Annotated in this window: 10 protein-coding genes; 1 reads left to right on the top strand and 9 read right to left on the bottom strand. The window is 45.4% G+C overall.

Translation table 11 applies throughout. The features are described from left to right. Nucleotides 1–126: 126 nt before the first annotated feature. From MKY87_RS24960 to MKY87_RS24935, 6 genes are all read right to left on the bottom strand, one after another. Nucleotides 127–1,143, bottom strand: coding sequence for a LacI family DNA-binding transcriptional regulator (locus tag MKY87_RS24960; RefSeq protein WP_340966660.1), 1,017 nt, complete (start codon nt 1,141–1,143; stop codon nt 127–129). Between the two features lie 77 nt (nt 1,144–1,220). Then, complete coding sequence (bglX, locus tag MKY87_RS24955; protein WP_340966659.1) at nt 1,221–3,386, bottom strand: beta-glucosidase BglX; 2,166 nt, start codon at nt 3,384–3,386, stop codon at nt 1,221–1,223. 98 nt (nt 3,387–3,484) lie between these two features. Beyond that, complete coding sequence (locus MKY87_RS24950; protein ID WP_307538221.1) at nt 3,485–5,080, bottom strand: ABC transporter substrate-binding protein; 1,596 nt, start codon at nt 5,078–5,080, stop codon at nt 3,485–3,487. A gap of 53 nt (nt 5,081–5,133) precedes the next feature. Next, nucleotides 5,134–6,036, bottom strand: a complete 903-nt coding sequence (locus MKY87_RS24945; RefSeq protein WP_289391845.1) for a carbohydrate ABC transporter permease — start codon at nt 6,034–6,036, stop codon at nt 5,134–5,136. Between the two features lie 18 nt (nt 6,037–6,054). After that, nucleotides 6,055–7,014, bottom strand: coding sequence for an ABC transporter permease (locus MKY87_RS24940; protein WP_017689585.1), 960 nt, complete (start codon nt 7,012–7,014; stop codon nt 6,055–6,057). Between the two features lie 11 nt (nt 7,015–7,025). Further along, nucleotides 7,026–7,790, bottom strand: coding sequence for an alpha/beta fold hydrolase (locus MKY87_RS24935; RefSeq protein WP_145319748.1), 765 nt, complete (start codon nt 7,788–7,790; stop codon nt 7,026–7,028). A gap of 471 nt (nt 7,791–8,261) precedes the next feature. Between MKY87_RS24935 and MKY87_RS24930 the strand changes: the two genes are divergently transcribed. Further along, nucleotides 8,262–9,179, top strand: a complete 918-nt coding sequence (locus MKY87_RS24930; RefSeq protein WP_339784925.1) for a serine hydrolase domain-containing protein — start codon at nt 8,262–8,264, stop codon at nt 9,177–9,179. A gap of 101 nt (nt 9,180–9,280) precedes the next feature. Here the strand turns inward: MKY87_RS24930 and MKY87_RS24925 are convergent, their stop codons facing one another. The 3 genes from MKY87_RS24925 to serC form a co-directional block, all read right to left on the bottom strand. Further along, on the bottom strand, nt 9,281–9,535 hold the full coding sequence (locus MKY87_RS24925; protein ID WP_036610032.1) for an AbrB/MazE/SpoVT family DNA-binding domain-containing protein: 255 nt from the start codon (nt 9,533–9,535) through the stop codon (nt 9,281–9,283). 167 nt (nt 9,536–9,702) lie between these two features. After that, nucleotides 9,703–10,170, bottom strand: a complete 468-nt coding sequence (trmL, locus tag MKY87_RS24920) for a tRNA (uridine(34)/cytosine(34)/5-carboxymethylaminomethyluridine(34)-2'-O)-methyltransferase TrmL (protein ID WP_339784927.1) — start codon at nt 10,168–10,170, stop codon at nt 9,703–9,705. 138 nt (nt 10,171–10,308) lie between these two features. Next, nucleotides 10,309–11,397 (bottom strand): 3-phosphoserine/phosphohydroxythreonine transaminase, encoded by a 1,089-nt coding sequence (gene serC, locus MKY87_RS24915; protein ID WP_074094319.1) that lies wholly within the window; start codon nt 11,395–11,397, stop codon nt 10,309–10,311. Between the last annotated feature and the right edge of the window lie 214 nt (nt 11,398–11,611).

Below are 11,611 nucleotides of genomic sequence, written 5' to 3'. Positions count from 1 at the left end.
GGCTTGTAAAGGCCAAGCCTCTCTCCGGAGAGGCTTTTTCTATTGCTTCATCCTCGAAATAGCAAGAGACAAGGCTTAAAAGAATGATTCAATTCTTCTAAGCCTTGTCTCTTGCTGTATTCGGGATCAATAGCTAACCGCCCGGTCATTCCGCATAGATATAACCGAATCAGATGGAATAGGCCCACTCACCGACCCACCCTCAACTAATGTCACATAAATTCGTTCATGATCGACGGGTTCTCCAGCAATAATTTTGATCAATTGTTCAGCAGCGAGTGATCCCCACTTGCGTTTGGAATAATCAATGCTTGCCAATCTCGGCTGGACGTACTTGCTCAATTCAATATTGTCGAATCCGATGACGTCAATCTCCTGACCAACGCCAAGTGTACTGTCTGCCAGACGATCACACAAGCCAATAGCCATCTCATCATTGAGGCAGAATACCGCTGCGGGTCCATCATACACCTGCACAATCTGATCTGCGGCTTGTTCTCCACCACTCTTTTCAAAATCTCCCGTAATCTCAATCCATTCCACATCGGCTTCACGTTCAGCAACCTGTCTCACAGCCTTTAACCGCTGCACAGAGTCAAACGAACCTTCCGGTCCGGTCACCACGTAGATTTTCTTATGTCCCTGTTCAATCAGATGTTCCATCGCAAGTGTCGCCCCGGCTTTGTTATCCAGCAGAACCTGATTAATGTTGGGATGATCCATCTCACGGTCCAATACAACGATTTTGTGCCCACGATCGGCATACTGCATTAGTTCCTCACTTGCAAACGTATGATCCAGAATGATCGCACCATCAATCATTCTCTCTGGAAGCATGCGATGGGATTGTTTACCACTGCACACGATCAGGTCATAACCTTGAGCATTACATACGGCTTTCATGCCACTCAGCAAGTCTCCGTACACATCTCCTCTAAAATCGGTCAAGAATACACCTAGAATTTTGGATTCCCTCTTCTTCAGTGTTCTTGCTGCGGCATTTGGAACATAGTTCAGTTCTTTGGCAATGGCCAAAATTTTGGAACTCGTCTCATCGGTCACTTTGTTGCTGCCATTCAGCGCATATGACACAGTAGAGATGGAAACTCCCGCCTGTTTGGCGATATCCTTGATACTGACCACATTCTTCGCTCCCCTGTTATGTTTATCAGGCCTTTCATAACAAAAGGCCTGACACATTACTCTTTCCATTCACCGGATTAAACAAGTCTGAATGATTTCTTCTGAGTATCCCGACTGTTTGCACCCACAAGAATATGGAACTCGCCTCGATCACTGCGGTGGCTTAAGTCGGAATGGTGATAACGAAGCTGTTCTTCATTTAACGTAAACGTCGCTGTACCACTCTCGCCTGGCGCCAGTGCAAGCTTCACATATCCTTTCAGCTCACGCATCGGACGAACGACTTCACCTGTTACATCACGAACGTACAACTGAACGGTCTCCACGCCTGCGCGCTCACCCGTGTTTGTTACACGTACTTGAATGCTCAGGGACTCTTCGGCAGTCATCTCATTACTTGACACTTCAAGATCACCATAAGAGAACGAAGTGTATGAAAGACCATAACCGAACGGAAGCAAAGGTTCATTCGGGCTGTCAATGTATTTGGATACGTAACGTTCTTCCGTCTTCTCCGGGTTCAGTGGACGACCTGTATTGAAACGGTTGTAATAGACCGGAATCTGACCTACGGACTGCGGGAAGGACATCGTCAGACGTGCGGATGGATTCACTACACCTGTCAGAACATCTGCGATCGCTGCTCCGCCTTCACTACCTGGGAACCAGGCTTCAAGAACGGCATCCGATTCATCGATTACACCATGCAGATCCAATGGACGGCCGTTGAAAATAACGGTGGCAATCGGTTTTCCCGCTGCTTTGAGCTGTTTAACCAATTCCAATTGGGCTGCTGGCAGACGGATATCCGTGCGTGAGCCACCTTCTCCGCTCATCTCAGAGTCTTCACCCAGAGCGAGAACAATCAGATCTGCTTTGCTTGCCACTTCCAGGGCTTCGGCAATCTGCTCAGCTGTAATCGTATGAACATTACTGCCTTGAGCAAATTGAACTTTCCCACCTGTCAGGCGCTCTTGCAGAGCTGTTCCCAGCTTAACTGCATCTTCCTTAACCCCTTCACAGGACCACCAGCCCAGAATGTCTGGACTCTGTGCAAAAGGACCAATGAGGGCTACATTAGCTTCCGGTTGAAGTGGAAGAACATTGCCATCATTCTTCAAGAGGACAGCTGATTTTGTTGCCAGTTCATACGATACCTGACGGTGCTCTTTGGAGAAAACAATTTCGCGCTCACGTTCCGGATCGGCTGCACGCAGCGGATTGTCGAACAATCCCAGCTTTTCTTTCAGTTGCAAAATTCGCAGAACGGCTTCATCAATGAGCTCTTCTTCCACTTCACCGCTCTCAATCAGCTCAGGCAAATGATGAACATAACACGGTGTCATCATCTCCATATCTACCCCTGCACGAATGGCACGATATGCCGCTTCACGATCATCTTCTGCAGCACCATGTGCAATCATCTCGCGAATGGAAGCCCAATCCGAGATTAATACACCATCAAAGCCCCACTCGTCACGCAAAATGCCGCGCATTAACTTCTCATTGCCACTTGCCGGAATACCGTCAACCGTATTGAACGAAGTCATGACCATCTCCACGCCCGCATCCAATGCTGCTTTGTACGCTGGCAAATAGTACTCACGCAGGTTACGCTCAGACATGTCCACCGTATTGTAATCCCGACCACCCTCAGCCGCCCCATACGCCGCAAAGTGTTTAACACAGGCTGCAAGACGATCTGGCTCATCCTTCAAACTATCGCCCTGATATCCACGTACAAACGCAGCCGCAAACAAACTGTTCAGATAAGGGTCTTCTCCTGTCGTTTCCATCACACGACCCCAGCGTGGGTCACGAACCAGATCCACCATAGGTGCAAAGGTAACATGCAAACCGGATACAGCTGATTCACGTGCTGCAATTTCAGCACTTTTCTCAGCCAGTTCTGTGTCCCATGAACAACCGATCGCCAGTGGAATCGGGAAAATGGTTTTGAATCCATGAACTACGTCAGCCATGAACAAAAGCGGAATGCCCAAACGGCTTTTTTTCATATAAGCTTGCTGTACATCAATGATGGCCTGCGCACCGGACAACCCCAGAATGGACCCACTGGCATCCACGGACTGCTCCGTAATTCCCATCTCTTCCATCGGCCCTGTGATCTGACCTTCAACATTTGTTCCTTCATAAAAGTTGGCAGTCAACTGAAGAAGCTGAGCTGTTTTTTCCTCCAACGTCATCTGTTTTACCAGATCTAGCAACTGCTCGTTATTCATCTGATCGTATCCTCCACTATAAGTTGTTGAAATAAAGAACCCGGCTGCGTTCGGGGAGAGACCGCGCACCGGGTTCAAAATGAATTACTGAATGATTACTAGAATTTATCGTTTAGCTCATCCAGATAAGGTTGAACCAGGGACATTTTACTGTTTACCCATTCTTTCCAGTTCGCCTCTAGATCTCCGTTTTTGAGGATCAAGTTGGCATATTCGTTCTGGTAGTCGAATGAAGCCTGACTCTTAGCTTTGGAATCGTACAGGTTGACATCCCAATCGTATGGTGCAAGCGATTTGCCTTCTGTACCAAGTTTTGCTTTTTCTTCGAACAATTTCACGGCTCTATCACGGTAATCTTTTTTGATTGCAGGGTTTACAACACTGAAGTCGTCACCGAGCAGATACAGACCTTCGAAACGTGCTGGGTATTTATCTTCCAATACCGTTCCTTCTGGCAACAAGCTAACGAGTTCGTTGTTTTCATCATATTTCCAATCTTTTCCTTCAAAGCCCATGTTGATGAGCAACTGTCCTTCTTTTGTTGCAGAGTAATCGATCAGATCCATGATCCGTTCGAATTTCTCGTCACTGATGTCCGGATTGAAGATCAATGCAGACCAGAAGTTGGCTTGCTCCATGTTACGGTATTTCCCGTCATCGCCTACTACGATTGCTGTGTGTACCAGTTCATCACTATCTACACCCAGATTTTTTTTCATATCGGAATCCAGACCTTGTCTGTACGAAGCCAGTCCGCCCAGACTTGTTACAGCAGCTGTACCTGTTACTTTGAAGTTGTTTTGACCTTCATTGTTTTTCCATGTGTAGAACTCAGGATTGAGCAGTCCATCTTTATAGGCTTTTTGCATCAATTTAAGTCCTGTCAGCGTTTCAGGATCTGCTGGTCCCCAGTGGAATTGGCCATCTTCACCTTTGTAGAACGGAGAGTCAGTCATGGCATGCACACTGTTAGGCATAATCATGTTTGTCATGGCATCTGCCGCATTATAGGACAGAGGTACAAGTTTGTTACCCACTTTGCCTGGATCTTTTTCTTTCACTAGCGCAGCATATTCGTTCAATTCGGTTGTTGTATAAGCATCTTTCAGTTCAAAACCAACCGCTTCAGCCCAGTCTTTACGAAGCGCAATGACACCAATTTGGTTCGTCAGTGGGTCAGCTGGTTTGTTCTCGAAATAGATTGGTCTAGGCAGGACGTATGTTCCACCTGTCAATTCTTCCAACTTGTCTCCAAGACCCGTCAAATTGTAAGCTGCTGCCACGTTAGGCCAGCGTTCTTTCCAGTCATCCGGGAATTTGTAGAACAAACCTTGTTCAATACTGTTAATGGCATCGCCATGTACGTAGTTCCATACCGCTACATCCGGCAAGTCGCCAGAGTTGATCCACAGACGAAGCTTCTCGCCCCATGAATCCCAATCGATATAGTTGTAGTCCCAAGTTACATTGAATTTGTCTGTCCAGAACTTGTGGAAGTCATTATCCAGGTTCCCGTTTTTGATTTCTGTCAGGTTAGCTACAGAGATGGTCAGGTTGTCTTTGTAATTTCCCTCTGCATCTTTTTCGTTACCACCTGAAGCTCCTTGGCTGGAACAAGCGGTCACCATCAGCATAACTACACTAAGCGTGATGGCAAAGAGAGCTCTTACTGACAACTTTTTGTTCGTTTTCATGTTTTACCCCCATGTTTTTAGTAGAATTTTATTGCAAAATCCTATACGTATAATCAGGTCTTGATTGCCCCTGTTAATACCCCTTTGGCAAAGTGTTTTTGCAGCATTGGGAAGAAACACATAATTGGTACCATGGTGACAAATACGGCTGCCATCTTCATGCCCATTGAGAAGTTGCTTGCCTGGGCAGCATCCACACTGGATGCATTGGATGCATTCGTCGTAGATGTCACGATAATATTTCGGAGTACATTCTGGAGCGGTAACTGATCCGCTTTTCGAAGGAATATCATCGCATCATACCAACTGTTCCAGTAAGCTACACCGTAGAACAACGTGATTGTAGCCATAATTGGTGTAGCCAGCGGAAGAACAACAGAGAACAAAATTCTCCACTCTCCGGCTCCATCCAGTCTCGCCGATTCCATCAGCGATTCAGGCAAGGTGTAGAAGTAGTTCATCATCAGAATCATGTTAAAAGCACTAAAGCTTCCCGCCAGGATAACAGACCACAGCGTACCAGTAAGATGAAGTGATTTCATGATCAGGTACAGCGGTACGATACCACCATTAAAGATCATGGTGAACAGTACCAGGAAAAATATAAATTTCTTAAATGGAAATTTGTTGCGACTAAGGCCATATGCCATGCTTGTTGTCAGGAACAAGCTGAGTGGCAAGCCGATGACTAGCAAAATAATTGTATTTTTGTACCCCGACAGAATCGTTCCGTCAGCGAACAATGCCTTATAGGAATCCAATGTCCATTCTTTAGGGAACATCAAAAATGGATTGTCAGCATATTCTTTTTGTGTTGCAAACGAGATCATGATGACATTCCAGAACGGAATCAGGATCATCAGGGCAAGCACTAGTAATACGGCAAAGATAATGTAATCGAGAAGTGTCATTTTTTCTGTACCAATTCTCGGTTTTTTGTTAGCTTTCTTGCTCATCTCATTTTTCCTCCTCTCTTATCGGAACAAACCGTCTCCGCCAAGCCACTTGGCAAATCTGTCAGCAAGAAGCAGCAAGGCCATATTCACCAGGGAACGGAACAAGCTGACCGCTGTCGAGAATGAGAAATCGGTTGATGACTGGAACGTAATCCGATAGATGTATACATCGAGTACTTCCGATACATTTTTGGTAGCGGCATTTGCCAAGTTGAAGATCTGGTCAAACCCGGAAGACATCAATCCACCAACCGACAGAATAAACATGATTGTGATGGTTGGAAGGATGTTCGGTAAAGTAATTTTGAACATCTGTTGCATACGAGAAGCCCCGTCAATCTGTGCTGATTCATACTGATCCTGATCAATACCGGAAATGGCAGCCAGGAATATAATCGCGCCCCATCCACTTGATTTCCAAATATCAGTCAACAGCAACATTGGTACAAAGTTGGATTCGGATCCCAGGAAGTTAATCGTTGGCAATCCGAGTAATCCGAGCGCGCTGTTTACCAGTCCGTCATATGCCAGCACATTGATGACCACCCCGGATACGATGATCCAGGACAGGAAGTGCGGGAACGTAAGAACGGTTTGGAACAATTTTTTCCCTCTGCGCATCCGCAATTCATTCAGCAACAACGCCAGAATGATCGGGAATGGGAACTGAATAATCAGTTTCAGAATATTGATGTACAGCGTACGCCATACTGCGTCGATAAAGGTTGGATCACGGAAAACATATTTGAAGTTCTCGAATCCGCTCCATGGACTTCCCCAGATGCCCAGGTTGGCCTTGTAATCTTTGAATGCCAGAGACAGGCCACCCATCGGCATGTAGGCAAACAGGATTAGCCAGACAAGCCCCGGAATAAGCAGGGTGTATGTCATTCGGTGCTTCCAGATTTCAGTCCAGAGCGAATTGCCCTTCACGTTTCCCTTCAGCTTTTTGCTAGGTCCTTCGGCTGCAGGTTTCACATTGCATCTCCTCACTCTACTTTGGTCTTGTCGTTGTACAGAAAATCAAACATCGTTCTCAGGTGGTGCTCCCAAAATCTCCATTCATGAGCCCCTGGCGTCTCCACATACCGAAAATCAAAGGCAGTCCCCTGCATGTATTTCGCATAGTCGCGATTCATCTCTACGAAGGGGTCACTATCGCCACAGCAACTGAGGATATCCGGTAAAGGAACACCCTGTTCCAGCAGCTTGGCCGACAGTGCGTAAATATCCTGATCGGCTTTTACCTGTAAACGTTCTCCAAAAACCGCTTTCATTTCCTTGATCATGGTCGCTGGCATATGGGGATCATGAAGTCGTGTCTGGATATCCGTTACGCCGGATAGAGACACGACTTTGCGATATCGCTCTGGATAAGTTAGTCCACATTTCAGTGCACCATATCCACCCATGGATAAACCGGCGACGTACGTTTTCTCCGGATCAGGATTCAGATTGAGTAGACGCTTGCATACTTCAGGTAACTCCTGAGTGATGTAGTGGAAGTAATTCAGGCCGTATTCCATATCCGTGTAATAGCTTCGATTCGCTTCCGGCATAATGATGGTACAGCCATATTGGGCTGCATACATCTCAATTGTGGTTAACCGCTGCCAGGTACTCGCATTATCGCCTGCCCCGTGCAACAGATATAGTGTACCGCCTGAAGTCTCTCCGGAGTCACTGGACACAACATGTATGCTGGTATTCATGCATAAGGTTGGCGATCCAGTTTCGATCGTTATATGTGCCATAATGTAACCCCTCTCATCATCGCCTGCTGTCTTACTCATTCGTTTCTCTGGCGTTGGATCGCAGGCTGTTGTAGATTCCCTTGTATTACGATGGGTTATCGAAACGATTTTCTCGAATCGTTTCAAAACATAGCCAACGTTGATTCACATGGACTTCATTACAACACTTTTAATGTGGAAGCGATTTCTTCGAATCGTTTCGAATAAATCATAAGCCCGATGAGTAAATCCTGTCAATAACCTTTTTACAAATTTCGCGTTTTTTTCTCGAAAAAATGCTGTTTCAAGTCTAAATTTGCGTCGAAAGACACTATTATTACGAAAAAATGAAAATTTAGTCAGTGCTATTACAACTTTAATTGACACCAAACCAGGTTTATACTAACATGGGTTCTGATTTTGCATTCGAATTACGGAAACGTTTCACCAACCGATTTTACTCAGGTTTCACCTGATATTAGGGAGGTTAATATGTCTGAGCAACTCAAAGGATTCATTCATACGATTACTGAGCAACAATTGAACGTTTTTTCCATTCGCATATTACAAAAAGGGCATCTGCTTGCCCATTGGGACCGGGATAAGGATCAGCGCAGGGTACAACATTCCATCAGCAAATCCTTCACCTGTATGGCCGTTGGACTTGCGCTTAAAGAAGGTCTGTTACATCTGGATGCGACACTTGGTGATTATTTCTCTTATGATCATGTACTCATTGCACAGCACAATCTCCCCTCTCCACGGGAATTGAAGTTACGTGATCTGCTCCGAATGTCTTCGGGCCATGACTCTCCCCCTCTTTGGGCTGATGAACGAGCTTCATTGACCGAAAAGGACTGGGCGAAATATTATATGTCTCTGCCTCTGGACCGGGTACCTGGAGAACAATTTACATATAGCAGTGGGGATACATTTATGATCTCAGCCATGCTACAGGCTGCTACCGGCCAAACCGTGAAAGATTACCTGACTCCACGATTATTTGATCCACTTGGCATCCATGATGTAGAGTGGGAAACCTCTCCACTGGGGGTAACTCTTGGCTGTGCAGGTCTTTGGATAAGCAATGAGGAACTGAGTCGGTTTGGACAGTTACTGCTGCAGGAGGGCCTTTGGGAAGGCACACAGCTTGTACCTGCAGATTGGATCAGACAGGCTACGTCCCAGCAGATCGAAACGACTGGAGACGGAGATTGGGGAAAAGGCTACGGCTATCAGTTCTGGATGTGTTCTCATGGCGCTTATCGCGCCGATGGAGCCTATGGTCAATTGTGTATCGTAATTCCCTCAAAGGAAGCTGTCATAAGTATTAATAGTGAGGAAGAAAATATGCAAGGCATCCTGAATGCTGTATGGGATAAGATTTTACCCCTTTACACCCGGCGTTAGTCTACGTATTTTATCTTTTTTTCAATTTGCAATTATGCCATCCACTTGAGAATAAAACAAAAAAAACGCCACGGGGTTAATAAACCCCATGGCGTTACTTCTTATCCGTGTTGTGGAAGCTGAGTCATTTCATCTAAACATTGTGCGCATATGTAACGCTCTTTGAACTCGTTGACTTCCTCGATGGATCCGCAGAAAATACATTTTGGACGATATCTCTCCAAGATAATATGGTCCCCTTGTACTAAGATTTCTACAGGATCTCCCTCATTCATTTGATACCTTTTACGCAAAGATTTAGGCAATACGATCCTACCTAATTGGTCAACTTTGCGAACTACTCCAGCTGGCTTCATAGCTACGGCACACCTCTCCTATCTTACTCTAAATTTCTAGGTACATTTGTACTATGTTTATAGATTCGCCAAGATTTTGTCGAATCCTGCTGGAAATAAACATTTTTTGTCCTTTTTTTTGAAAAATGTTTTTTTACCGAATTCTAGCCGTCATTTATACCCTGAATCTATCCTTCTAATCCTGGGAAATTGAGCTGGCGTAACGCTTCATATACAATAATTGCTGCCGAATTGGACAGATTTAATGATCTAACGTCACCAGTCATTGGCATTTTCATGCATGTATCGGGATTCGCAGCAATTAATTCAGGTGGCAGGCCTTTAGTCTCTTTACCAAAAACGAGGAAATCTCCATCCTGAAAATTAAAATCACTGTATCGGTTCTTGGCCTTCGTAGTTGCGTAGAAGAAACGACCTTCCGGATATTTGTCCTGAACCTCAGCAAATGAGTCGTGGTATTCAATATGAACAGCATGCCAGTAGTCCAGCCCTGCACGTTTCAATGTAGCATCATCTGTTCGAAATCCAAGTGGACGTACGAGATGCAGATGGGTCCCGGTTGCCGCACAAGTACGCGAAATATTGCCTGTGTTCGCCGGAATTTCTGGTTCAACCAGAACGATGTGTAAAGCCATATGTGTTCAATCTCCTTTTCATTTCATGTTGACGACAACCCTCTAATCTTAAAGAAAAGCCCTCCACACGTCAATGTGGAAGGCTCTGGTAAGGCACAGGATTAGACACGAAGGTCCATTACACCGTACCTATACTAATTATCCATTTGTCTTCTGGAAGTGGCTCATGAAGTCTGTCAGTGCCTTAACACTCTCATAAGGAGCAGCATTATAAATGGAGGCACGGAGACCACCCACACTGCGATGTCCTTTCAGACCTACAAATCCTTCTTCCTCCGATGCCTTGATGAACTTTTTCTCCAGTTCCTCAGAAGCAAGACGGAAGGTTACATTCATAAGGGAACGATCTTCTTGTTCAACACAACCACGGTAGAAATCACCGGAAGCATCAATTGTGTTATAGAGCAATTCCGCTTTTTTCGTATTTTTTTGCTCAATACCAGCCAGTCCGCCCTGTTCTTCAATCCATTTCAATACTTCATTCACCATATATACCGAGAAGGATGGCGGCGTATTGTACAGGGAGTTGTTATCAACATGTGTGCTGTAACGAAGCATAGTTGGAATCGTTTTAGGCGATTCGCTCACCAGTTCCTCACGAGCAATTACAACTGTAATTCCGGATGGACCCAGGTTCTTCTGTGCACCCGCGTAGATCATGCCGAACTGATTAAGATCAAATGGTTTACAGAAAATATCACTCGACATGTCCGCAATCAGAGGTACTGAACCGGTATCCGGGAACGACTTGAATTGAGTACCTTCGATCGTTTCGTTGGAGGTCAGATGTACATAAGCCGTACGTTCTGGCAAACTCAGATTCGAAACATCCGGCAATTTCATAAACTTCTCTGCTTCTGAAGATGCAGCAACATGTGTCTCGCCGATCAACTTCGCCTCAGACAGAGCCTTTTTGGCCCAGCTGCCAGTCATTACGTAACTAGCTGTCTGTCCTGCTCCGAGCAGGTTCATTGGCAACATCGCGAACTGAGTGCTTGCACCGCCCTGCAGAAAGAGAACCTTGTATCCTTTTGGATTGCCTAGAAGCGACAACAACCGCTCCTGAGCTTCATTATGTACAGACTCGTACACCGCTCCACGGTGGGACATCTCCATAATCGACATGCCTGTATTACGAAAATCTACAAATTCCGCCTGTGCACGCTCCAGTACCTCAAGTGGTAACGCCGCAGGTCCTGCATTAAAGTTATACGCTCTTTTTGTCACAAAATCCCCCGCCCTTTCCATCCGTAACTCTGACATACAAACAGCATTTTACACAATTCGATTAGAATCGCTCACGGGTATAAGATATAGACAAATTGAATCATTTTGATCTATATCTTACTTATTGAAAGTCGCTCTATGGATTTGTGCAAAATGCACTCAAAGTAAATATTATCGCTATGATATCAGTATTCTCTATCTGCTTCAAGGGCAA

Origin of the sequence: Paenibacillus sp. FSL R7-0198, from assembly GCF_038000415.1 — a bacterium.
Lineage (GTDB): Bacteria > Bacillota > Bacilli > Paenibacillales > Paenibacillaceae > Paenibacillus.
This window is presented reverse-complemented; position numbering and strand designations above follow the sequence as displayed.

Coding starts and splice junctions, on each gene's coding strand:
- bglX (WP_340966659.1), bottom strand. CDS start 3,386: ATGAATAACGAGCAGTTGCTAGATCTGGTAAAACAGATGACGTTGGAG.
- MKY87_RS24950 (WP_307538221.1), bottom strand. CDS start 5,080: ATGAAAACGAACAAAAAGTTGTCAGTAAGAGCTCTCTTTGCCATCACG.
- MKY87_RS24945 (WP_289391845.1), bottom strand. CDS start 6,036: ATGAGCAAGAAAGCTAACAAAAAACCGAGAATTGGTACAGAAAAAATG.
- MKY87_RS24935 (WP_145319748.1), bottom strand. CDS start 7,790: ATGGCACATATAACGATCGAAACTGGATCGCCAACCTTATGCATGAAT.
- MKY87_RS24930 (WP_339784925.1), top strand. CDS start 8,262: ATGTCTGAGCAACTCAAAGGATTCATTCATACGATTACTGAGCAACAA.
- MKY87_RS24925 (WP_036610032.1), bottom strand. CDS start 9,535: ATGAAGCCAGCTGGAGTAGTTCGCAAAGTTGACCAATTAGGTAGGATC.
- trmL (WP_339784927.1), bottom strand. CDS start 10,170: ATGGCTTTACACATCGTTCTGGTTGAACCAGAAATTCCGGCGAACACA.